Annotated in this window: 20 protein-coding genes; 3 read left to right on the top strand and 17 right to left on the bottom strand. The window is 45.1% G+C overall.

Annotated elements, in window-relative coordinates:
• Positions 1–8: 8 nt before the first annotated feature.
• The 3 genes from UF05_RS16220 to UF05_RS16230 form a co-directional block, all read right to left on the bottom strand.
• Entirely contained in the window at positions 9–1145 is a 1137-nt protein-coding gene (locus tag UF05_RS16220) for a lipase family protein (RefSeq protein ID WP_005464246.1), read from the bottom strand.
• A gap of 20 nt (positions 1146–1165) precedes the next feature.
• A complete protein-coding gene (locus UF05_RS16225) occupies positions 1166–1732 on the bottom strand; it encodes a DUF6795 domain-containing protein (protein WP_017448840.1) in 567 nt (188 codons plus the stop codon).
• 152 nt (positions 1733–1884) lie between these two features.
• The gene (locus UF05_RS16230) at positions 1885–2805 is read right to left on the bottom strand and encodes a LysR family transcriptional regulator (RefSeq protein WP_045545495.1); all 921 of its coding nucleotides are present in this window, start codon (positions 2803–2805) and stop codon (positions 1885–1887) included.
• 107 nt (positions 2806–2912) lie between these two features.
• On the opposite strand from UF05_RS16230, the gene UF05_RS16235 reads away from it, so the two are divergent.
• The gene (locus UF05_RS16235; protein ID WP_045545496.1) at positions 2913–4169 is read left to right on the top strand and encodes a D-amino acid dehydrogenase; all 1257 of its coding nucleotides are present in this window, start codon (positions 2913–2915) and stop codon (positions 4167–4169) included.
• 304 nt (positions 4170–4473) lie between these two features.
• The gene (locus UF05_RS16240) at positions 4474–6021 is read left to right on the top strand and encodes an alanine/glycine:cation symporter family protein (RefSeq protein WP_005464242.1); all 1548 of its coding nucleotides are present in this window, start codon (positions 4474–4476) and stop codon (positions 6019–6021) included.
• A 104-nt stretch (positions 6022–6125) separates the two neighbouring features.
• Here the strand turns inward: UF05_RS16240 and UF05_RS16245 are convergent, their stop codons facing one another.
• From UF05_RS16245 to guaB, 6 genes are all read right to left on the bottom strand, one after another.
• Positions 6126–7106 carry an HAD family hydrolase gene (locus tag UF05_RS16245; RefSeq protein WP_045545497.1) on the bottom strand — a complete coding sequence of 327 codons (981 nt, stop codon included), beginning with the start codon at positions 7104–7106 and terminating at the stop codon, positions 6126–6128.
• Positions 7107–7291: 185 nt separating this feature from the next.
• Positions 7292–7882 carry an acetate uptake transporter gene (locus tag UF05_RS16250; protein WP_005460258.1) on the bottom strand — a complete coding sequence of 197 codons (591 nt, stop codon included), beginning with the start codon at positions 7880–7882 and terminating at the stop codon, positions 7292–7294.
• A 171-nt stretch (positions 7883–8053) separates the two neighbouring features.
• Entirely contained in the window at positions 8054–9757 is a 1704-nt protein-coding gene (locus tag UF05_RS16255) for a chitinase (RefSeq protein WP_029865746.1), read from the bottom strand.
• Positions 9758–9971: 214 nt separating this feature from the next.
• The gene (locus UF05_RS16260) at positions 9972–11492 is read right to left on the bottom strand and encodes a Na+/H+ antiporter NhaC family protein (RefSeq protein ID WP_045545498.1); all 1521 of its coding nucleotides are present in this window, start codon (positions 11490–11492) and stop codon (positions 9972–9974) included.
• 164 nt (positions 11493–11656) lie between these two features.
• Positions 11657–13210: a glutamine-hydrolyzing GMP synthase gene (gene guaA / locus UF05_RS16265; RefSeq protein ID WP_005460250.1), complete on the bottom strand. Its 1554-nt coding sequence runs from the start codon at positions 13208–13210 to the stop codon at positions 11657–11659.
• Positions 13211–13308: 98 nt separating this feature from the next.
• Positions 13309–14775: an IMP dehydrogenase gene (gene guaB / locus UF05_RS16270; RefSeq protein ID WP_020840142.1), complete on the bottom strand. Its 1467-nt coding sequence runs from the start codon at positions 14773–14775 to the stop codon at positions 13309–13311.
• Between the two features lie 232 nt (positions 14776–15007).
• Between guaB and xseA the strand changes: the two genes are divergently transcribed.
• Positions 15008–16339: an exodeoxyribonuclease VII large subunit gene (gene xseA / locus UF05_RS16275; RefSeq protein WP_020840141.1), complete on the top strand. Its 1332-nt coding sequence runs from the start codon at positions 15008–15010 to the stop codon at positions 16337–16339.
• 21 nt (positions 16340–16360) lie between these two features.
• On the opposite strand, the gene UF05_RS16280 is transcribed toward xseA, so the two are convergent.
• The 8 genes from UF05_RS16280 to rodZ form a co-directional block, all read right to left on the bottom strand.
• Complete coding sequence (locus UF05_RS16280; protein WP_005460239.1) at positions 16361–16585, bottom strand: zinc ribbon domain-containing protein; 225 nt, start codon at positions 16583–16585, stop codon at positions 16361–16363.
• A gap of 293 nt (positions 16586–16878) precedes the next feature.
• A complete protein-coding gene (locus UF05_RS16285; RefSeq protein ID WP_045545508.1) occupies positions 16879–17760 on the bottom strand; it encodes an alanyl-tRNA editing protein in 882 nt (293 codons plus the stop codon).
• A 233-nt stretch (positions 17761–17993) separates the two neighbouring features.
• Positions 17994–19490 (bottom strand): ribosome biogenesis GTPase Der, encoded by a 1497-nt coding sequence (gene der / locus UF05_RS16290; protein WP_005483018.1) that lies wholly within the window; start codon positions 19488–19490, stop codon positions 17994–17996.
• Between the two features lie 167 nt (positions 19491–19657).
• On the bottom strand, positions 19658–20818 hold the full coding sequence (gene bamB, locus UF05_RS16295; RefSeq protein ID WP_045545499.1) for an outer membrane protein assembly factor BamB: 1161 nt from the start codon (positions 20816–20818) through the stop codon (positions 19658–19660).
• Between the two features lie 15 nt (positions 20819–20833).
• Positions 20834–21448 (bottom strand): YfgM family protein, encoded by a 615-nt coding sequence (locus UF05_RS16300; protein WP_005460236.1) that lies wholly within the window; start codon positions 21446–21448, stop codon positions 20834–20836.
• 125 nt (positions 21449–21573) lie between these two features.
• Complete coding sequence (gene hisS / locus UF05_RS16305) at positions 21574–22842, bottom strand: histidine--tRNA ligase (RefSeq protein ID WP_020904180.1); 1269 nt, start codon at positions 22840–22842, stop codon at positions 21574–21576.
• Positions 22843–22868: 26 nt separating this feature from the next.
• A complete protein-coding gene (gene ispG, locus UF05_RS16310; protein WP_005460234.1) occupies positions 22869–23987 on the bottom strand; it encodes a flavodoxin-dependent (E)-4-hydroxy-3-methylbut-2-enyl-diphosphate synthase in 1119 nt (372 codons plus the stop codon).
• Positions 23988–23993: 6 nt separating this feature from the next.
• A complete protein-coding gene (gene rodZ / locus UF05_RS16315) occupies positions 23994–24944 on the bottom strand; it encodes a cytoskeleton protein RodZ (protein ID WP_045545500.1) in 951 nt (316 codons plus the stop codon).
• Positions 24945–25233 lie beyond the last annotated feature (289 nt).

Here is a 25233-nt window from a genome sequence, read left to right on the forward strand (position 1 = left end):
TATCAAAATCAGAAGGTCGTTTTGAGGGCGGCTTTAACAGCCTGATTCAACTTACTTAGCACCAATTCAAACACCCAACGAATAAAGGAATAAGTAAATTTGATCGCGATATTTGCACCTTTCCCCGCAAATACCAACATGTGGCCAAGTAAACCTTTTACGCGTTCAGAAAATTCGCTAGAGAGTTCTGAAATTTTGACGATTGAACGAGCAATCGCGTCATATATAGTAGCAATAGCAGAACCTACATTTTGCAGGGCAAAGACTGACGCCGCAGCACCACCATCAACTAGCAACGTAAGGAGCGCTGCCGAGATTTTATCTGCCCAATCAGCAGAAGGTGTGGCTTGAAGTCGATTCTCATAGTTTAAAACGACGCGTTTAAAAGTGGAGCTTGCCTTTTGAAAGCCAAGGCTATCCCAGGTTGCAGTCTGTGTATAAGAACTGTACTCCGCCATAAAATGTGCGCTAGGAAAAAGACCTTGAGCACGATTCAATATGTACTCCGAACCATCATAAGGCACATGATAAAAAGGCCATACTGGCGCTTTTGTTACGGGGTCCGCACCATTGACACAACGGAAGTGCGTCGATATCCGAGATGATGAGTTGATCGAAAAAGATTTCATTCCGACTCTTGGTGAGCCAAAAGTATATAAGTTAACTCTGCCTTTAAACTCTGGAGAAGCAGAAATCCAATTAGCAACCAGAGTCGCTAATGCGCCACCTAAACTGTGTCCAACACAATGTATAGTACCGTTAGCGGTTACCGGATTATCACGAAGAAAACGAGTTAGACCTTTTCTCATAGAATAGAACGTAGTTTGGAATCCCGAATGGACGGTCTCTCCGGTATCTGTTCCTTTCCCACTACACGTCAAGTCAGTAATCCCATCAGCTAATCCAGCTGTACCTCTAAAAGCTAAGACAAGGTCATTTTTATAACGCTCACTTTTTCCCTTTCCTAGCAGAGCAAACCCTGTTTCAGGACGAAAGAAAAAACCACCACTTGTACCTACCGCTACTTTCGAAAAACCAAAGTGATTATCAACAACAGCTGGCAGTTTCACACGTTCAAGATTGTGCTTCACTTCGTATGCAATATTACATAGTTCACTCGCCATAAATGGAGAAATAGTGCTCATTAGTTGTTTTTCCTTACTCTTTATTTTTTCAATACGTGGGTATCAGTAGTTTCGTCATATTCGTATGTATTTATTCTCTCGCTATTCCAATCACATACAGAATGAACAGGAGTTCGCCTTGTGCTTTCTGGTGAAATATCAACCTCGTGGATTTGCTTGTTGTTCGATAACTCACAGTCAATATTCATCAGCATCCATCTCAATGAGTCTGCGCCTTCTGTTGGCACCCACGCCCCCCAGACTTCTTTCTTTTCAGACTCGCAATCAACGCAGACATATTGATACACCTTCAAACTCCCGCCAAATATGTCTCCGGGAGCTCGCGACCGAACAGTAACGCCAGGAAAGAAAAACTCACCTAGTTCATTGGTTTGGGCTTCATCCTTTAGCGTTTTTCCTTTTTTATATCCTTCATAAAAAAGTTCTCGATGAACCGTTAGCCCAACTTGTGGTTTCCCATCAAGCTTAATAACACCACGTACTTCTGGTGACATTTCCACATCGTATTTTTTAAACGGCCAAAACATTGCACTTGCTCCTACCGAAAATAGAGCTAGGACCAATATAAGCGAGTTTTTTTTAGCCATAGCCTTTCTCTATCCATTAGTTATTTTCTAGGATGATATGGAAAAAGATGAGTAAGAGAGAGAAGTTAATAAAGTGAAGATAATTTGTGGGAAGTGGCTCAAGATAATATGTAATTAAGAAATTTATTTTTATTATTTCTTAAACACTTAAATCATCGTCGTGACTCAATCTGCTTCAAAAGCCACTCTCTAAATCGCTCAGTTGACTGGCTTCTTGTATTCATGATCAAGTAATACCCAGCATTGGCAGGAATGGGGGCGAATGGAGAAACCAAACGTTTCGTCGTCAATTCATCCTCAATCAACGCCATGCGTGCCATCGCGATCCCGACTCCAGCTTCCGCCGCAGACATCGCCATGTCTGTTCGATTGAAAAAGTGACCGACATCGGTTTTAAAATCCAATCCCATTGCCGAAGCCCAATACAACCACTCATAGTCACGTGTCGCTTTTTCCCACGGCATCGCGTCGTGCAACAACGTAGCCGCTTGCCATTGATTCGCAGACATCGACGATGTTTGATCACCAAAAGGAGTTTTTAGCCACCGATGATCCTCAAGGTATTTAGGACTCATCACTGGCAGCAATTGTTCATCGAGAATCAACTCGGCATCGTGGTCTCGATAAGGGTGAAGACCGTAGTCAATGGCGACGTCATAGTCTTTCAAATCGCTGTTGACTAGCGCTCCTTCCGCAAAGATCTGCACTTGTATTTCTGGGTTCTCTAGTTGAAAGCTTTCGAGTTTAGGAACTAGCCACTTAAAGGCGAATGAGGGAGTGAGCTTCAAGCGAACCTCATTGATATGCTTTTCTACTCTCAGATCATCAAGCAACTTGCCTAACTCAGAGAAATGCAACTGCGTGGCTTGTTGCAGTTGTATTCCCTTTTCGGTGAGGCGGATCCCTCGAGAGTGGCGTTCAAAAAGAGTAAAACCTAACGACTCTTCTAAGTGGATTATTTGTTGGCTTACAGCTCCTGTCGTAAGGTGTAGTTGCTTAGCAGCGCCTGTAAAACTGGCATGTTCCGCTACTTGGTTAAATAACCATAAACCACTTATCACGTTACTTCTCATCACTAAGCCTATAGTTTTTCTAAACGCTGTATGTAATTTATATCGATTGTTAACAAAAGGTAAAGAAAAGAAACTAACCGCTACTGATAAATGTGTGGAGTACCTCAATGGAAGTCATCGTATTAGGCAGCGGTGTTATCGGTTTAACCTCTGCTTGGTATTTATCTCAAGCAGGCTATCAAGTCACGGTCATCGATCGCCAACCAAGCAGCGCGATGGAAACAAGCTTTGCCAATGCAGGACAAATTTCTTATGGCTACTCATCCCCATGGGCGGCTCCGGGTATCCCGCTCAAGGCGATCAAATGGCTGATGGAAGAACACGCTCCACTAAAAATAAAGCCGTCGCTAAGCACAGACATGATCAGTTGGGCAAGCAAGATGGTTGCGAACTGCACCTTGCCTCGCTATCAAATCAACAAAGCTCGCATGCTGTCTATCGCCAACCACAGCCGAACTTGCTTGGAACAATTACGTAATGAGCACGCGATTGAATACCAAGGACGCCAGTTTGGTACCTTGCAAGTGTTCCGCACAACTCAACAGTTAACCGCAATCGAAAAAGACCTCAAGCTGCTTGAGCAAAGTGGTACTCGATTTGAGTTGATGGACGTTGAACAGTGCCTTCGACAAGAACCCGGTTTAGCACTGGTCAAAGATAAAATCGTAGGCGGGTTGTATTTGCCTGATGATGAAACAGGTGACTGCTTTCAGTTTTGCCAACAGCTGACAGAACTTGCGAAAGCGCATGGAGTCACGTTTAGATTCAATACCGAAGTGAGTAATTGGGTTACTGTAGGCAAAAAGATCATAGGTGTCCAAACGAACCACGGTTTGTTTAAGGCCGACCAATTTGTCGTTGCTTCTGGTAGCTTTTCCACTGCGCTTTTAAAGCAGCTCGATATTGATATTCCAGTGTATCCGGTTAAAGGATATTCACTGACGCTACCGATAAAAAATGAAGAATACGCACCGCGCTCTACCGTCATGGATGAGACTTACAAAGTCGCTATGACTCGATTTGATGACCGCATACGAGTGGCTGGCACCGCTGAGCTTGCAGGTTTCGACCCATCCTTGCCACAAAAGCGAAAAAACACGATTGAGATGGTGGTTCGCGATTTGTTCCCTCGCGGCGGAGATTTCAGCCAAGCAGAATTCTGGACAGGATTTCGCCCAATGACGCCAGATGGCACACCAATCATAGGTGCAACGCCATACGACAACCTCTTTACTAATACCGGACATGGGACGTTAGGGTGGACAATGGCATGTGGTTCTGGGCACTTATTGGCCAATATATTGACAGGTGAAAAAGCCAAAATCATGGAGAACTCAGAGCTCAACTTACTTCGTTACGCGTAAATAATCGCACAAAAATCAAACAGGCCTTTACTCTACATACTGCATAGTAGTTAGCATTTTTAACTCATCGAATATGCAGCACATTAAAATGACAACGTGCTGCATATTTAATCAAACCAATAAATTCCCCATCTAATTGCGCACAATAATCAGCTAGAACCAAATTTTAACAACACCAAGCCATTCTGTGCCCGCCATCACGCTATAAGCGATTTATAGACAAAAAAGTTAACAATTACATTACAAAAAGGGTAATGTGTTGTTTGAAAAATAACCACAAACACAACTAACAGGGAAAATACTCATGCAGTCATTAGTTGATTTTCTGAATGGAATTATCTGGAGCCCAGTACTGATCTACCTGTGTCTTGGGGCGGGTTTGTTCTATTCGATCATGACACGCTTTGTGCAGATTCGTCATTTCTTTGAGATGTGGCGCTTGCTACTTTCGGGCAAAAGTTCAACCAAAGGGATCTCATCATTTCAGGCGCTTGCCGTTTCGCTATCTGGCCGTGTAGGTACAGGTAACATTGCCGGTGTTGCTGCGGCTATCGGGTTTGGTGGCCCTGGCGCCGTATTCTGGATGTGGGTTGTTGCCTTCTTTGGCGCAGCAACAGCATATGCAGAATCTACTCTCGCTCAAATCTACAAAGAAGAAGATGAAGGTGAATTCCGTGGCGGTCCTGCTTACTACATCGAAAAAGCAATGGGGCAAAAATGGTACGCATGGATCTTTGCTATCTCGACCATCTTTGCGTGTGGTGTGCTACTTCCTGGCGTTCAATCCAACAGTATTGGTAACGCGGTAGAAGCAGCATTTGGCTCTGGTGACATGATCGAAACCGCTATTGGTACCTTCAGTTTTGCTAAAATTTTCACTGGTACGGTTGTCTGTGTCATTCTTGCCTTCATCATCTTTGGTGGCGTAAAGCGTATTGCGAACTTCACTCAGATCGTTGTGCCATTCATGGCATTGGCGTACATCATCACCGCTTTCGTTATCATTCTTCTAAACATCGGTGAAATCCCACGCATTATCGGCATGATCCTAGGAGACGCGTTCACTCCTATGGCTGGTGTTGGTGCTGCCATTGGTTGGGGTGTTAAACGTGGTGTTTACTCAAATGAAGCAGGCCAAGGTACCGGCCCTCACGCAGCAGCGGCAGCAAGCGTTGATCATCCTGCACAGCAAGGTCTGGTTCAATCATTCTCAATCTACATCGATACACTACTAGTATGTTCGGCAACTGCGTTTATGATTCTTATCACAGGGGCGTACAACGTACACGGTGCGGTTGAAGGTGCATTCCTTGTGCAAAACCTACCCGCTGACATTGGTGCGAATGGTCCAGTATTCACGCAAATGGCGATTGAAAGTGCTCTACCTGGAGTTGGTAAACCGTTCATCGCTGTTGCACTGTTCTTCTTCGCATTCACCACTATCTTGGCTTACTACTACATCGCAGAAACAAACATTGCCTACATTCGCCGTACCTTTAAAGTGAACGGTCTGATGTTTATCTTAAAACTGGTACTTATCTCAGCAGTGTTTTACGGTACAGTAAAAACCGCAAACCTAGCATGGGCGATGGGTGATGTTGGCGTAGGTTTGATGGCTTGGCTGAACATCGTGGGTATCTTGATCATCTTCTTTATGTCGAAGCCTGCTCTGAAAGCGCTGACCGACTACGAAGAACAACAGAAGCAAGGTGTCACAGAGTTTACGTTCAACCCAGTTGCGCTAGGTATCAAAGGTGCAGATTACTGGGAAGAGAAATACAAACGTAAAACGGGTCAAGCACCAACGACTGAAACTACCGCAACAGACACGGTAGAACAGCCTTCGACCTAAGTTTCTTTCCTTAAAAATAAGAAAAAGCAGTGGTCCGTTCTTCGGACACAACAAAGGGGTTAACCACTGGTTAACCCCTTTTTATATCAGTCAAATTTGAAATCTTACTTGGTAGGATACACTTGCTTCCAATCGTTTTTCATATCAGCGATTAACCAACCTTTCGCTTTCGCTTCATCCAATCCTTTATCTAGCTTACCAATGCTAGAGGTGCGGTCATATTTCCACTCACGTTGGTCATCCGTGTGATGAACGTACATTGCTAAACGAGGACCAGTACCTGACGTCGTCCATTGCAGCATTTGTAGGTCACCATCTGAGTTGCCAAACGAAGCTATTGGGCGCTTACCAATGTGCTGATAAATTTGCTGCGGTTTTTCCGCTTTGTCGTTATTCACTTCAATGCCCGGTACGCGCTTAACTTGGTAACTACCATCAACATGAACGAACTCTGTAGATAGACGAGTACCAATGATACGCTCGGATGGGATGTTGTAGACATCCGTCGCCCAAGCTCGCATAAAGGCATTGCCACCACCAGACACAATGAAGTTTTTAAAGCCGTTGCTATCAAGATAGTCCAACAGTTCTAACATTGGTTGATACACCATATCGGTGTATGGGCGACCCGTTACGGGGTGCTTAGCCGTACTTATCCAAGCTTGCACAATAGACGTGAACTCATCGCTGCTCATTCCTGAATGCGTTTTTTGCACCATGGTTAGAACATCTTCTAAGCTCAGCTTATCTATCTGCCCGCTTAACACCAGTGAGTATGGTTTAGTCGTCTTCCAATCAGGGTGGCTAGCCGCTTGCTCTTTAATTTGGTCGAGCACAAACAAGATTTGGAAGTACATCGGCTTTTCTGACCATAACGTTCCGTCGTTATCAAAAGTGGCAATACGATCTTGAGGAGCAACAAAATTGGGAGAGTTAGCGTCAGTAACATCACTGACAAATTGGATAATTGCTTGTTTGGTTTGACCGTCGTTCCACGAAGGCAATGGGTCACTATTTTGCGCTAAAAGCGGAAATGAAATCACCGCGACAGCGAGCGTAAAAACATTCAAGAGGTAATATTTCATCAGTTGTAAACTATTTATATAGGGGAGTTTAATAATGGAGCATTTTCGAAGAAAAAATTCGCTCTTGGTCACAACAATGTTTTATTCGGAATATTCCTACTTGAAAGCCCAAAAGATTCATAAAATTCAATGAAATAAAAAAGCGGACCTATTGGTCCGCTTTTTCAATGAGTTCGATTTAACGCTTAAGCTGCGACTGCTTCAACTTTACGAGCGATTTTTGCTTTACCTACAGGCAGAACTTCACGACCAAATTCGTTGTTTAGTACTTGCGCCATTGCGAAGTAAATTGCGCTTGCGCCACAGAAGATACCTTCGAAGCCAGCGATAGCACCGATAACTTCGCTACCAGTGAAATCACGAGCAGCAAGCAAGAAGAACAGGATAGTTAGAGAACCAAATACCACCTGCTTCGCTGTTGGGTAACATAGAGAACCAATGAACATGAAACCAGTGAAGATACCCCAAAGTGCTAGGTACCAACCCATAAAGCTTGCTGGGCTTGCAGGAAGACCCATGTGAGGCATTACGATTAGACCAACCAATGTTAGCCAAAATAGACCGTAAGAAGTAAACGCAGTTGTGCCGAACGTATCGCCGCGTTTAAAGCACATGATGCCAACGATTACTTGGCTAAGGCCACCGTAAAAGATGCCCATCGCTAGAATCATAGAGTCAAGTGGGAAAAATCCTGCGTTATGAATGTTCAGCAGAATAGTGGTCATACCGAAACCCATCAGACCTAGCGGTGCTGGGTTAGCCAGTTTTGTCGACATGTACAAATACCTTTTTTCAAAAATGTTGATAAAAAATGCGCGCGAATTTTAATGGACACCCAATCAAAAGAAAAAAGCCGTTATTGAAAACTTAGATTCCACAAATAAGCAACAACACAAATAAAAAAAGACCCTGCTAAAAAGCAGAGCCTTTATAAAGAGTTAAATTATTTATTGGCAGGAAATCTCATCCCAGAACCAGTTGCTCTGCGTTGGGCTTTCCCACACTCCAGGGCCGTTTTTTGCGACAAAGCATTTGTTTTGGTACGTCACTTTATCACCGTTAGCCACTTGAGTTACGCCTGGCTCCCACTGAATGAAGCTACCTGTTACTGGTGGCACTGGCTCAGTGACCGGAGGCTCTGGTTCTGTGACTGGCGGTTCTGGTTCAGTCACAGGTGGTTCAGGTTCCGTTGTTGGCGGCTCCGTAGGAGTGCCTGAAACCAACTTCCAAGGGTCTCCTTTCGTTGGCTCATTACCTTGTGACCACCATTTCGCTTCGTAAACAGCACCTTGGTAAGAAACTTGATCACCAGTGTTGTAGACTTTGCCTGAATCCCAAGCTGCCACGCCACCTACAGGTGGATCGACCGGATCTACAGGGTCTAACTTGTCAACCACACGAACTTCAGGCCAACCCGCATGAGATTGGTAGAAGTTAGTTACACACTTCTCGTAATCACCCGTAACTAGCGCAGAGTAAGCCGTTTGGAAACCAACCAACTCACATTCAAACGAATGGCCTCCAGGGCGATCTGAGTAGTATTTCCAGTTACCATCCCAATTCGTGTAAAGCACGTCAGTTGCGCCATTTAGGTTCAGGCTGCCGTAAGGCGTTTGCTGCCAACAAGTGTTCTTCTCGTCAGCTTCAATTGGAATTTGGTAGTGTGCAGCCAAACCTTCCCAGTAACGGATACGGTTAACAGGCTGACCTTTATCCTTGTTTTGCTCACCACACTCAATACCACCATTGATCACGTTGATAGTGGTGCCGAAACCGTAACCAATGCCTGCATCAAGTTCCCGTTGTGAAGGAACCCAAGTCCGGTCAATCACATGTAGCATTGCTGGTTTAGGTGCTTGTGGGGTTAGGAAGAACCAGATGGCCGATGCCAAGTTCAGCCACGAATCCGCAACCAAACCTGGATTTTTCAGTAATACGGATGCATCGCCATCAAACATCACTTCAGAGAACGCGCCATAGTTAAAGTGGTAAGAAAGCTGTTTAGCACCACGTCCAAAGTAACCTTGTCCCGGTTCACATGGCCAACGTTTGTTTTGCCAGTCATTCTGACCACAACCTGTCGTGTAACCTTCTTGACCTTCTGACCAGCCCATTTCACGTACGTGAACCAAAGCTTGCTGCCACTCTTCCAATCCAAGAGGGTTATCCGATACGTTATCAATCGAAATATGACCACCGGTTTCCTGCGCAAAGTGAGCAAAGGCTGTCACGATCGATTTTTTACAAATCGCATCCGAATCACGGCCATCAGTGTACTCACCACAGAATGCTGGGAATTTACCAATCGCACGTAGGAAACGCGTGTAAGTGTATTCAGGTGCTGCCATTTGAGTCAGGAAGTCCCACTCACTTTCAGGGAACACACGCTCTACACGCTTCACGTTTTCTGGGTTGGTTGCCGCTCCAGGAACAATCGCTTCGACGACTGAGTTAGGACGCGTCTCGAGTGCTTGTGACCAAATGGCATACATAGGGTCAGAGGTTTTGCTTTGCTCCATAGCTTGAACGTCACCACGAGCAATGACATAACCATTCGGATTTTGCGGATCAGGCTGGATATTCATACTTGCATTCGCTTGTGCCGCTAGGACACAACTCAATGCAATAGGAAGATGTTTGAGTGCAAACATGTCTAGTCTCCGGGTTTAACAATACAATATACAAGGAATAACTAGACATATAGTGGATCATATATAAAAAACACCGAGCGAAGTGAGTTCATTCTGCGAGACAAAATGAATAAATAAGTCCTTGCACACATTTTGTCACAAGAAAAATGTTACCTTGACTCAAAAGAAAAGCGGAGGCTGACTACGCCTCCGTTTGATGATATTTCTATCTCTATTACTCTGCTGAAACAGACTCAAGTTGCTCGGTTGGCTTCTGTTTTGATAGCACATAGTAAATAGCGAACTGAGCGACAATCGCCGCAAGTACAATCACTGGTGAGGCAGCAACGCCTGCCAAAAGAAAGCCCCCAAGTGCAATCAAGCCATTCAACATCGCGTAAGGCAACTGTGTACGGAAGTGCTCATACTGTTCACACCCAGCTCCTGTTGACGACAGAATCGTGGTTTCAGAGATTGGAGAACAGTGATCACCAAATAAACCGCCAGATAACACGGCACCAATGCAAACTAGCAAAGGAGCATCAATCGCAACGGCCGTTGGGATCACTAATGGCATCATGATGGCGAACGTGCCCCAAGATGATCCCGTAGCAAACGAGATAATACCGGCAAGCAAAAAAGCAACGGCTGGCAATAGCCAATACGGGAAACCGGCTTGAGCTTGTTCAGCAATATATGCAGCTGCACCTAATTCTTTCCCAACAGAGCTAAGCGCCCAAGCCAATACCAAGATAACCGCGACAGACATCATGTTTGACATGCCTTTGAGGTACACTTGGATACCATCGGAAAGCTTTCTGACGCCATAAAATGCCATCAGCGCAATTAAAGTGAAGGCAGCGAAGAAGTATGCAGAAGAGAGTGCAGCCCTAAACGTTGAGCCTGCCACTTTTTGAAATGGAAAACCGTGTGGCACCAGGATGGTACATAGAACCACCAGCATAACGAGCAAAGGTGCCCATACAAAACTGGATTTTGCATTTTTATGCGTAAACACATTCATCGATTCCTGCACTTTCCCAAAATCGGAACCCTGTTCTGCTAACTGCTCAGCCTTCGCCATCGGTCCGAAATCTAACTTGAAGAAAGAGACAATCGGCACAATCGCGATCGCAAGAAAGGCATAAAACTGATACGGGATCGCACCAATGAAAGCATCCCAGTCACTCATACTGACATTCAGGGCAGTAAACTCTTTTTGAATCAATCCCATGATGTAAACGCCCCACCCGATAAAAGGAATCAAGATTGCGACGGGAGAGGAAGTAGAATCGATAATGAAAGCTAATTTTTGGCGTGATACTTTTAACTTATCAAATAAAGGGCGAAAAACAGGGCCAACAATCAAGGGCGTACCAAGGTCTGAGAAGAAAATAACGACACCACCAAACCATGCCGAGATCTGAGCTTGGCATTTACTCGCCACCCACTGAGTGACCTTTTTAGCAAAGGCAACACCACCGCCTGACTTTTCCATTAAAGCGACGAAACCACCAATAAACACTAATAACAAAATCACACCAGCGTTGTAGCTATCCGTAAGTTGCGGCAGTAGATAGCTTTTCATCAACGAACTAAACGAGTCTAGTGGTCCTTTTTCGACAAATGTCCCTTCAAGCATGGCGACGCCACTGGCCACACCGGCGAATAAACCAACGACGACATTTCTCGTAGTCAGCGCGAGGAAAAGAGTAATAAGGATGGGAATGAGAGAGGTAACGTCAGCCTGTTCCATAGCAATACCATTTTAATATTTAAACAATAAAAATGAATATATATTTAATTTGGACGTGTGTATATATTTCTCACGAAAAAGTTGAGCCACCTCTTCACAAATTTGAAGTACAAAAAAACCAGCCCGGAGGCTGGTTCTTGTAAACTCAACAATCTAGAGGAAAATTATTCCCACTCGATTGTCGCTGGTGGCTTACCAGAAATGTCGTAAACAACTCGTGAAATACCTTCAACTTCGTTGATAATACGGTTAGATACCTTACCTAGGAAGTCGTATGGTAGGTGTGCCCAATGCGCTGTCATAAAGTCGATAGTTTCAACTGCACGCAGTGATACCACCCAATCGTATTTACGACCGTCGCCCATTACGCCTACAGAACGAACTGGTAGGAATACCGTGAACGCTTGAGATACTTTGTCGTATAGGTCTGCTGCGTGAAGCTCTTCAATAAAGATAGCGTCAGCACGACGTAGCAAGTCACAGTATTCTTTCTTGATCTCGCCAAGAACGCGAACACCTAGACCAGGACCTGGGAATGGGTGGCGGTAAAGCATGTTGTACGGAAGACCTAGCTCTAGACCTATCTTACGAACTTCATCTTTGAACAATTCACGTAGTGGCTCAACTAGACCCATTTCCATATCGTCAGGTAGACCGCCCACGTTGTGGTGTGATTTGATCACGTGCGCTTTACCAGTTTTAGATGCAGCAGACTCGATTACGTCTGGGTAGATAGTACCCTGAGCAAGCCATTTTGCGTTTTTCAGCTTCTTCGATTCTTCATCGAATACGTCTACGAACACGTGGCCGATAGTTTTACGTTTTTCTTCTGGGTCAGACTTGCCTTTCAGCGCTTCAAGGAAACGCTCTTCTGCGTCAACTTTGATGATGTTTAGGCCGAACTTATCGCCGAACATATCCATTACTTGCTGACCTTCGTTTAGACGAAGCAGACCGTTATCCACGAATACACATGTAAGCTTGTCGCCAATTGCACGGTGAACCAGCATCGCCACAACGGATGAATCTACACCACCAGAAAGACCTAGGATCACTTCATCGTCACCCACTTGCTCTTTAATACGAGCAACAGCGTCTTCGATGATAGATTCAGAGGTCCATAGACGCTCACAGCCACATACGCCAAGAACGAAGTTCTCTAGCATTTGTAGGCCACCTTTCGTGTGCGTTACTTCTGGGTGGAACTGAACGCCGTAGTATTTCTTCTCTTCGTTCGCCATTGCCGCGTAAGGACAAGTGTCTGTCTCACCGACTTTTACGAAGTCTGCTGGAATTTCTACAACTTTGTCGCCGTGGCTCATCCAAACGTCTTGAGTCGCTTCAAGATCTTTGAAGATCGCAGATTCGCCAGAAACTTTTACTTGTGCGTAGCCAAATTCACGCTCGTTTGAGCCCGCTACTTTACCACCTAGCTGTTCTGCCATGGTTTGCATGCCGTAACATACACCAAGTACAGGAACACCTGAGTCAAATACATATTGAGGAGCGCGAGGAGAGTTTTCTTCTGTAACGCTTTCTGGGCCACCAGAAAGGATGATGCCATCTGGGTTGAATTCGCGAATATCCGCTTCTTCTACGTCCCAGCTCCATAGCTCACAGTAAACGCCGATTTCGCGTACGCGACGCGCAACTAATTGAGTGTACTGAGAACCGAAGTCCAAGATCAGAATACGTTGGTCATGGATATTTTTAGTCATTTTGAGCAGTCTTTTAAGGCTAAGTGATTAAAACCGAGGCGAGTGTACTCGCCTCTTCTTAATGCTTCAAGGAAAAAGCAAACGTTTACGTTAGGCTATTAGTTACCTAGACGGTAGTTTGGCGCTTCCTTAGTGATCTGAACGTCGTGTACGTGAGATTCTTGCATACCCGCACCAGAAATACGTACAAATTCAGCTTTAGTACGCATGTCTTCGATAGTTGCAGAACCCGTTAGACCCATGCTTGAACGTAGACCACCCATTTGTTGGTGTACGATCTCTTTTAGGCGGCCTTTGTATGCGATACGACCTTCGATGCCTTCTGGTACAAGCTTGTCTGCTGCGTTATCAGATTGGAAGTAACGGTCAGAAGAACCTTGAGACATCGCGCCTAGAGAACCCATACCACGGTAAGCTTTGTAAGAACGGCCGTTGTAAAGAATCACTTCGCCCGGCGCTTCTTCTGTACCTGCGAACATAGAACCAACCATCACACATGATGCGCCTGCTACGATTGCTTTACAGATGTCGCCAGAGAAACGGATACCGCCGTCAGCAATCACTGGGATACCGTATTCGTTAGCCACTTCAGCCGCGTCAGCGATTGCTGTGATTTGAGGAACACCAACACCCGTTACGATGCGAGTCGTACAGATAGAACCAGGGCCAATACCGACTTTCACTGCACTCACGCCAGCTTCGATCAGTGCTTTCGCGCCAGCACCTGTTGCGACGTTACCGCCGATGATGTCTAGATCTGGGTACGCAGCACGAGTGTCACGAATACGTTGTAGAACGCCTTCTGAATGACCGTGAGAAGAGTCGATAAGTAGTACGTCAACGCCTGCTTCTACAAGTGCAGCAACACGTTCTTCGTTACCCGCACCAGCACCAACAGCTGCGCCAACACGTAGACGACCGCGCTCATCTTTACATGCGTTTGGTTTACGTTCTGCTTTATGGAAGTCTTTTGCCGTGATCATACCGGTTAGTTTGAACTCATCGTTCACTACCAGTACTTTTTCAACGCGCGCTTCGTGCATTTTCTCTTGAACTTCTTCACGAGTTGCACCTTCTTTTACAGAAGCTAGACGCTCTTTAGGCGTCATTACCGCAGATACTTTCTTAGATAGGTCAGTCACAAAGCGTACGTCACGGCCAGTGATGATACCGACTAGCTCGTTGTGCTCTGTTACTACAGGGAAGCCTGCAAAACCGTGCTTTTCAGTCAGAGCGACTACGTCAGCGATGGTTGCGTCTGGGTTCACTGTCACAGGGTCTGATACAACACCAGCTTCGAAACTCTTTACTTTACGAACTTCGGCAGCCTGTTGCTCAATAGACATGTTCTTGTGGATAAAGCCAATGCCACCTTCCTGCGCAAGAGCGATAGCTAGACGGGCTTCCGTCACGGTGTCCATCGACGCAGAAATCATAGGGATGTTCAGACTGATGTTTTTCGTCAACTGAGTGCGAAGATCAGCTGTGTTTGGGAGAACGGTGGAGTGTGCTGGCACAAGTAGTACGTCATCGAATGTCAGCGCTTCTTTGGCAATTCTTAGCATTTGCAATATCTCACAATTAGAGGAGTAAAAAGAACAATCCAATCTCATCGTTTCGCATAATGAGGGTAACTGGTTTTAGGTAACAAGTTACATTTGGATTAGATATTGCGGAGGGATTATACGTTCAACGCAATCGCTTGACTACAAGTTTTTTAATTTTTTTCTTGCAATTACCCCCTTGCTATGTATTATATTTCCGCTAATTTCCATACTCACGTCTAAGAGATTAGCTGTGCTCTCCAAGACCAATCAGAACATCTTCACTGTTTCTCGTCTCAACGCGGAAGTTCGTTTACTCCTTGAAAACGAAATGGGGATCGTTTGGCTTGTCGGAGAGATATCCAACTTCTCTGCTCCTGTTTCCGGTCACTGGTACCTCACCCTTAAAGATTCTCGTGCTCAAGTAAAATGTGCCATGTTCCGTGGTAACAATCGTCGCGTTACTTTCAAACCTGCAAACGGCAATCAAGTTTTAGTTAAAGCCCGTCTGTCTCTGTATGAGCCACGTGGTGACTACCAATTGATCATAGAAAGCATGCAGCCTGAAGGCGATGGTCGCCTGCAACAAGAGTTTGAAGAGCTTAAGATGAAGTTGGCAGCTGAAGGTTTGTTCGCTCAAACCAACAAACTGCCACTACCAGAACACCCAAAGCGTGTTGGTGTCATTACTTCTAAAACAGGTGCAGCGCTTTACGACATATTGGACGTTTTAAAACGCCGTGATCCTTCCCTACCCGTGGTGATTTATCCGACCATGGTCCAAGGTGATGACGCAGCCATTCAAATTGCCCAAGCAATCGGTCGTGCGAATAGCCGAAATGAATGTGATGTATTGATTGTTGGTCGTGGCGGCGGCTCTCTAGAAGACTTATGGTGCTTTAACAATGAGATCCTTGCTCGCACTATTGCTGCAAGTCAAATCCCGATCATTAGTGCTGTGGGCCATGAAGTCGACATGACGATTGCCGATTTTGTTGCCGATGTACGAGCTCCTACTCCATCAGCTGCCGCTGAACTGGTTAGCCGTGACAACAGCCATAAAGATCAATCGCTTGTAGCGAAACAGCATAAACTAGCTAGTGCGATGCGCTACTACTTAGCGCAGCAAAAACAGCAATCTGCGCAACTTCTGCATCGCTTAGAACGCCAACATCCAAGTTATCAGTTGCAGCGTCAGTCACAGCAACTCGATGAGCTGGATATGCGTTTGCGTAGAGCTATACAGCGCTTCATCGATACACGTCAACAAGCCGTTGAGCGTAAACACCATCGTCTGCAATTAAACTCTCCTGTTAAACACTTAGCACAACAAAAGTCGAGACTTGAACGTGTTGAGCACAAGCTATTGGACGCAATGGATCGAAAACTACTGACAATGCGTCATCAGTTAGCGATTGCGGCAGAAAAGTTAGATACCGTCAGTCCCCTAGCGACACTCAAGCGTGGTTACTCCATCACGCAAACGGAGCAAGGTAAGGTCGTTACAAGCGCAGATGATGTAAAAACGGGCGATCTTTTAGTCACCCGTTTGGCTAATGGTGAGATTCACTCTACCGTTAGTTAGTCGACTTTAAAGTGAGCTTAGTCAGCTGATTTTTTGAAACTCAAATCGCACACGAGATTTGGATTTGAGTTCATTACAGGTATTGCAGAAATAATTCGCAGCCCCACAAGCTTGAAGCTTTTCTAACTCAGCACCACAGTCCGGGCAAAAACCTACTTTTTTGAAATCAGATTCACATTGGCCACAATGGTATTGGCCTGTCCATTCTAGTTCTACTTCGCAATCTGGACATTTGTTCTGTTGCATATCTCTCACCTTACTGTTTCACTCACTCCAGTATTCACATTTTCTAACCGCTAACCTTGATGTATATCACCGTATGCAAGGTAATGGGTTTACTTCACGAAAAGCTTACTTTAAGAAAGATCTTATTCTGATCATCGGATATTTACCATTTGATCAGCGATCACCCCCTAAAAGAATATTTATATAACCACACACCGAAAGCATAAGTTACATATTCTGCATTCCAATTTTAAGCAATATAAAACACTAAAATAAAATTAAAAAAAGAAAAAAACAGAATTTAATAAAAAGATCTAACTGGAAAAGCAAGCTATTACATCGGTGTGCATTTCAATCGTTTGTGAATCCATTTCGACCAACTTGACGTGTATCGAGCCAAAGTCACTCAAATGCTCTGCGTGCGTTCCTCCACAAGGGATCACGGCCAATTCCCCCTCTCCCAAGTCACATTTCCAATAACGAGAATCGGTCAAGTTGTCACCATGGCAGTCCATAATGATCGCCGCGTCGCTTTCCAGCCAAAGCTTCAATTGTGCATTCACCTGACTCTCTATTTTCTCTAAGTCTGACAGCATTTCTGCGCTGTTTAGGCCTCTTTTACGGAGTGTTTTACCTAAACGGTAAGTATCTAGGCACTTGTCTGGTGTTACAAAGCTGGCTTCTTGGGCATAACTATTAAAATCATAGTTGCCATGTGGGTCTTTACGATCAGCATCTTTACGCCAGTAACTGGCAGCGAGGACTTTATTTAGGGCTAAGTAGGCGAGATGACCTGCACTGTGTCCACGACTCAATGCTTGTTGGTACTCTTTGTCCACTTTCAGCGTCACTCGTGTATCTTGAGATAGAGTGTCAACAAGCGCTAATACATGTACGACAACAAATAACCAACCTTCTGTATCGCGTTTTACAGGGATTGCCGCTCCAACAAATAACTCTCCGGTTGCCACTTCAATGGCACCAACTTGGCAATCAATCACTTCAAATTGTTGATCATTAAATACTAAGATGCCTTTATCCGCGGGATGATCAGGCCAGATATGGCTAACGGGATGAAACGGAGTCACGTCGGTGACTACGTAGGTCGCTTCATTGTGGTTTTGAACGAGTTGAATCTGAGCGTCCAACTGCCAAGTTTGATGGCAGAAACGGGTTTGTGTCGCGGTAATCGTCATGCTTTGCTTATCTCTGTGAATGTAAGAAGTTAAGGTTTTGTGCTGAGCATTTGAAGATACAGGAATCTGCACGTCATCACTAATATCACTAGAGGAAAACCGCGCAGAAGAATATTGTGATAATGATGAAAGTAAGGTTTAGAAAAGGACACATCTCACATCACTTTTAGAGGTTGCAAAAAACAGATAAAAAAATACCCAAGTAAAAACTTGGGTATCTTCAAATACTTAAATTATTTTTTGCGGTTTTTAACCACAGACATCATACGTTTACGCTTACGCTCTTGAGACAAGGTTAGCTTGTTCGCACGATTCTCAAACGGGTTTTCGCTATTCTGGAAGTTGATACGAATTGGCGTACCCATAATTTCCAGTGACTTGCGGAAGTAGTTCATCAAGTAACGCTTGTATGAATCCGGAAGTTCACGAACCATGTTACCGTGAATCACGACGATTGGTGGGTTGTAACCACCTGCGTGCGCGTATTTTAGCTTGATACGACGGCCACGAACCATTGGCGGTTGGTGATCATCAGTCGCCATCTTCATGATACGAGTCAAAACAGAGGTACCAACACGTGTCGTTGCCGACTTGTACGCTTCTTGGATAGACTCAAATAAGTGACCAACACCAGTACCGTGCAGTGCAGAGATAAAGTGAATACGAGCAAAGTCAACGAAACCTAGGCGGCGGTCCAGCTCTTTCTTCACGTTCTCTTTTACTTCGTTATCTAGACCATCCCACTTGTTTACCGCTAATACGATTGAACGACCAGCGTTCAATGCAAAACCTAGCAGGCTCAAGTCTTGGTCAGAAATATTTTCACGTGCGTCGATAACCAATAGCACTACGTTTGCGTCCTCGACGGCTTTCAACGTTTTAACAACGGAGAATTTCTCAACCGTTTCGTTAATACGACCACGACGACGTACACCCGCAGTATCAATGATTACATACTCACGGCCATCACGTTCCATAGGAATGTAGATTGAGTCACGAGTTGTGCCTGGCATGTCGTATACCACAACACGTTCTTCGCCAAGAATACGGTTGGTTAACGTCGACTTACCAACGTTTGGACGACCAATGATTGCCAGTTTAATTGGCTGTTCTTGTAGACGTTGGAACTCCGCTTCCGCTTCTTCTTCGGTGTATTCGTCTGGTGCAATTTCAGCGTCTTCAAATTCTGTCAGATCTTCAATCTCACCTTCTTCTGATTCACTTGTTAGTAAATCATCAAAGAATGGAGCTAGCGCACGCTCAAGCAACGCTGTAACACCACGACCGTGTGCAGCCGCGATTTGGTACATGTCATCAACACCAAGCTGCCAGAAATCAGCACACGCAGCGTCAGCATCAATACCATCAATTTTGTTTACTACCAGCATCGCTGGTTTTTCAATTTTACGCAGATGCGCCGCAATCGCTTCATCAGCAGGTGTAAGACCAGCACGACCGTCAACAAGGAATAGCACAACGTCAGCTTCATCAATCGCTGCTAGCGACTGCTCTGCCATTTTGGTTTCCACGCCTTCTTCTGTGCCATCAATACCGCCAGTATCAATGACAATGAATTCGTGCTCTTCATCAAGACGAGCTTGGCCGTATTTACGGTCTCGCGTTAGGCCTGGAAAGTCCGCAACCAACGCGTCACGTGTGCGTGTCAATCGGTTAAATAGTGTAGATTTACCTACGTTCGGACGCCCTACTAGAGCAACAACAGGTACCATAACAACCTCTACAATAATCTTTCTTCTGTAGTTATAGGTAACGACTTGCCCGATGCCAAATCAAGCCAGCTTTTTACCTATAACCACGTCAGGGTTAAAAATTTCAAACAACAAAACGGCTCCTAACTGTCACCAGCCAGGAGCCGAATGTGAATTATATCACGATATTATTCGTTAATGGTTAGTTTCTTTACATCGCCGTTGCGAGTTGTAATGACATAACCATCAGACAATAGAGTCGGACCAACCGCAAAACCACTGTCATCAACGAATTGTTGAGCTACGAACTCACCCGTCGAACGATCTAACCAGTGCAGGTAACCTAGGGTATCACCTAAAACTAAATAGTTACCGAAGATAACTGGCGCAGTTAACTGACGGTGTTCTAATAGGCTATTTTCCCACAGTTCAGTACCGCTTCGAGCATCAACCGCGACCACGTGATCTTTTTCGGTGATCACAAAGATACGACTGCCGTCCGTTGCGATATCGTTCGCTGACGAATAATTACGCTTCCAGATTGGGTTAGCCGAACGCAAATCAATAGCGATCAACTGACCATTGTATCCAATGGTGAAAAGAGTTCCGCCCAGTACAATAGGAGAAGAGTCAACGTCAACCAGACGGTCAATTTCCGTAGCGCCTTTCGGTGTGCCTACTGGCTGTTGCCAAATAAGCTGACCACGTTCCACAATCGCTGCGGCTAGTCGACCATTTGCCGTACCCCAGAAAACACCACCACCAATCGCAGTTGGAGTGCTGTCTCCGCGTAGTGTCAGGTTTGGAACTTCAGTACTTAGTGCCCAGCGCTGCTCACCAGAGCTTTCATCCAAAGCAATCAACATACCACGGCTGGTATTTACGATGATCAAGCCTGAATCCGCAACGGGTTTCGCCAGAACTTCACCACCGACTTTAATGCGCCAAATGATTTCACCAGTTTCTTGGCTTAGTGCAATCACTTCACCATTTTCAGAACCGATGTAAAGATGTTCGTACGCCGCAGTAATACCGCCAGACAGACGAGCAATCACGTCTTCTTCCAGATCGGTTTGCCATAATTGCTTACCATTTTCTGGATCAAGCGCTTTCACCAAACCATCACGGCTCGCGACAAACAACATGTCGTTTGCGTAGACAGGAGAAAGCTTTGAGAAGTAATGACCAACACCATCACCAATCGATGTGTTCCATTCACTCTTGGTCGTAAACTGGCTATCTACCTGCGGTAGTGGTGCCATAACGATGGTATCTTCCTCGCCAGCACAACCAGCTAGGATGCCCACCGTTAATGCCCCTAACAAGGCTTTCTTAAAGACTCTTTTCATCCAATGCGGTCCTTATTATTTCGCCAAGTCGTCCAATTTCATTTGCAGTGTTGGGCTTGCATCTGCTGCTTGCTGCGCTTCTGTGTAAGCCGCGTAAGCTGCATCTTTGTCACCTTGACGAAGTGCAATATCACCACGCAATTCAGCAATGCGACCAGCCCATGCTGTATCTGTCACTTTGCCTAGCTCAGTGTTTGCAGCATCAAAGTTACCCATTTCTGTCTCGATACGAGCGATGCGGTAGCTAATTAGTGGAGATAAAGCAGCATCTTTCGTATTGCTTTGAGCCCATTTAAGTTGCTCAAGAGCAGCAGCAAAGTCTTTCGCTTCGACTTGTGCTTTTGCTAGTTGCAGAGCAGCCAATACTGAATATTCTTTAACTTCGTTCGATTCGATAAAAGCTTGCACATCTGATTGCGCATCTACGCCTTTTTCTTGCAGCGTATTCATTGCGGTTGTGTAGCTTTGCGAAGCTGTTTCACTCGCCTGAATCACAGTATCCTGGTAGTAACGCCAGCCAAATAGACCACCTAAGCCAACAACAGCACCGATGATGACGGCTTTACCGTTTTCCTTCCACCAGTCTTTAATAGCTTCAACTTGTTGTTCTTCAGTATCGTAAAGTTCCACTTCCTGTCCTCTTAAAACATGTAAATGGCAGCAAAGCTGCCATTGCTCCTATTTCGTCGAAAGGCTCCGATTTTGGGAGCCTTATTGTTACGAACTAGGATTTAATCTTTAGCTTATTAAAAGACTTAAATCAGTGCTGCGATCTTCTCAGCAACTTCAGCTTGGCTGTAAGTCTCTTGCTCACCACCAACTAAATCTTTTAGTACAACGGTATTGTCGGCAACTTCGTTTTCGCCCAGAACCAATGCTACAACAGCACCTACTTTATCTGCGCGTTTAAACTGTTTCTTGAAGTTACCACCACCGAAGTGATTCATCACGCGAACGCCTGAAATAGCTTCACGAAGCTGCTCTGCTAGCTTCATACCTGCCATCATGGTGCCTTCACCTGCAGTTACCACGTAAACATCCACACTGCGACGTACGTCTGTAAGCTCTAAAGTTTCCAACATAAGAACTAGACGCTCTAGACCCATTGCAAAGCCAACTGCTGGTGTTGGTTTGCCACCAAGTTGCTCTACAAGACCGTCGTAGCGACCACCGCCACACACAGTGCCTTGAGCACCAAGGCTTTCAGTGATCCACTCAAATACTGTGCGGTTGTAGTAATCCAGACCACGAACAAGACGTTCGTTAACTGTGTATTCGATACCTGCTGCGTCTAAAAGTTCACATAGACCTGCGAAGTGTGCTTTAGATTCTTCACCTAAGTACTCAGAAAGACGCGGTGCATCACCTAAAATAGCCTGAATGTCAGGGTTCTTCGTATCCAGAACACGCAGTGGGTTAGTGTGCATGCGGCGCTTACAATCTTCGTCTAGCACATCGATATGTTGTTCAAGGAAGGCAACCAGTGCTGTGCGGTAGTCTGCGCGATCTTCTTGAGAACCGATTGAGTTCAGTTCAAGACGAACGTGCTTGTCGATGCCTAATTCACGCCATAGACGTGCAGTCATCATGATAAGCTCGGCGTCAACGTCAGGGCCATTTAGACCAAACACTTCCACACCACATTGGTGGAATTGACGGTAACGACCTTTCTGCGGACGCTCATGGCGGAACATAGGCCCCATGTACCACAGACGCTGTTCGTCACGGTTGATCAGGCTGTTTTGAATACATGAACGTACACAACCCGCAGTACCTTCAGGGCGAAGTGTTAGGCTGTCTCCGTTACGATCATCAAAGGTGTACATTTCTTTTGAAACGACGTCTGTCTCTTCACCAACAGCGCGGCTGAATAGGTTTGTTTCTTCAACGATTGGCATGCGCACTTCGTTATAACCGTATGCGCTAATTACATTTTTCACTGTGTTTTCAAGTTTCTGCCACAGTGGAGATTGAGTTGGGAGACAATCGTTCATGCCTCGGATTGCTTGGATTGTTTTTGCCACAATACTTACCGTAATACTCGTTGAGATTAATCTTGTACTTTTATTTCAATGCGATTTTCGCTATCCATCATAGACGCTTTCGCACGGATCTTTGCTTCTAGCTGATTCACAAGGTCATTGTTATCGAAACGCTCTTTTTGACGTTTTCCGTCTTCATAGAACGCACTCTTCTTGTTGCTACCCGCAAGACCCAAATGGGAAACCTCAGCTTCACCAGGACCATTTACCACACAGCCAATAATAGACACATCCATTGGTGTGATTATGTCTTCTAAACGCTGCTCAAGCGCATTTACGGTACCAATAACATCGAATTCTTGGCGTGAACAACTTGGGCAAGCAATAAAGTTGATGCCACGAGAGCGAATACGCAAAGATTTCAGAATATCGAAACCGACTTTGATTTCTTCGACTGGATCAGCAGCTAAAGAGATACGTAACGTATCACCAATACCTTCCGATAAAAGCATGCCCAAGCCAACTGCTGACTTCACGGCACCTGCGCGTGCACCACCAGCTTCAGTAATACCTAAGTGAAGCGGCTGGTCGATTTTCTTCGCTAGCAAGCGGTAAGAATCAACCGCAAGGAATACATCCGATGCTTTAACGCTGACTTTGAACTGATCAAAGTTAAGACGATCGAGATGATCAACATGACGCATCGCTGATTCAACTAGGGCTTCAGGCGTTGGTTCACCGTATTTCATCTGCAGATCTTTTTCCAAAGAGCCGCCATTAACGCCAATACGGATCGGGATATTCTTATCACGCGCACAATCAACAACCGAGCGAATACGCTCTTCGTTACCAATGTTACCTGGGTTGATACGCAAACAATCGACGCCGTATTCCGCGACTTTCAGTGCGATACGGTAGTCAAAGTGAATATCAGCAACCAGAGGAACAGATACTTGCTGTTTGATCAGCTTAAACGCTTCTGCTGCTTCCATCGTTGGTACTGAAACACGGACGATGTCTGCGCCGACTTTTTCTAGTGCTCGGATTTGTGCGACTGTCGCTTCCACATCAGTCGTGCGAGTGTTAGTCATTGACTGTACGGCAATTGGCGCACCATCACCAATTGGCACATCACCCACATAAATACGCGTCGATTTACGACGAATAATTGGAGATTCGTGTTGCATAATTTTTTATAACGGTAGAGTGAATCTAGCTACTTTGCCTGAAGTATACCCAGAAAGGTCGACAGGTTCACTTGCAAATGTCATTGTTACACCTTCCGGTGCGCCTAATATCACTTTAAATGGCGCTTTTCCGGTAAGTTCTACGTCTTGACCCGGTTTCTGAGTGCCACTTACGAGCGTTTTGCCGTTTGTATCTTTTACTTGGATCCAGCAATCTGCTTTAAATTTCATGGTGAGCAGAGTCATACCTTCTGGCACTACAGGAGATGCATCTTGAATCTCTTCTGCTGCTTCAATCACAGCAACTGGCTCTTTAGTTGCTTCTGTTGTCGACTCTTCTGTTTCCGCAGGTACCACTTCATCAGTTTGCGCTGCATTGATGGATGATTCTGATGCTGTATTGTTTGATGCCGCTAGTTCTGCTGGAGTACTTGCGATCAGCTCTTCTTCGGTCATGAGATCAATATCAGCAATTTCATCGGCACTTGGTTGGCTTGTTTCAACATTAGCCTCTGCTACAACTTGAGCGAGACTATTTTCTTGCTGATTTTGCCACCACCAAGCTGCTGAGATACCGATGATGACAATGGCTATTACCCAAGTCAGCAACATAATTCGGCTGTTGTGTTTCTCGTGTTTGGTTTTACGAGAAAAGCTTTGCATTTCGATTTCTTGCTCTTTTGGCTTTACATCTGCCGTCTGTTCTAGAGCAACCAGCACCACTTTCTCATCTAGCCCAACAAACTTTGCGTAAGAACGCAAATAGCCGCGAGTGAATGTCGCTACTTGCTGAGATTCAAATCGGTTGTTTTCAATATCCTCAATAACAGAAACGCGAAGTCTCAGGCGATCAGCAACTTGCTTTTGAGTCATACCTAAAGATTCGCGTTTATTTTTGAGTAATGTGCCCGCTTCAATCGAAAGCGGTACTTCATTGGTATTTTCGTGTTCTGTCATAATGGTGGTATTTAATCTGTTTTAGTGGCTAACACGGTTATTTATTTTCGTTGTTGTTCTTAAGCCTCACTTAAAGATAGCTAGCCTGTTCGCGTTAACCAAAATTATATTTTTAAGAAATTCTCAACAATTGAGTGTGAATACCCGTTTTGCAAAAATCAGCAAAGCGTATGAGAAAAAATGTTGAGAATAATCGGTGTCTTCATGAATGTTCTTCACCATGATAAGCGAATGTATAACGAAGACAAAAACTCTTTCCACTCAAACTAACAGATAGCTCAAGCTTTTG

The organism is Vibrio sp. S457-15 (assembly GCF_000960545.1).
Taxonomy (GTDB): domain Bacteria; phylum Pseudomonadota; class Gammaproteobacteria; order Enterobacterales; family Vibrionaceae; genus Vibrio; species Vibrio parahaemolyticus.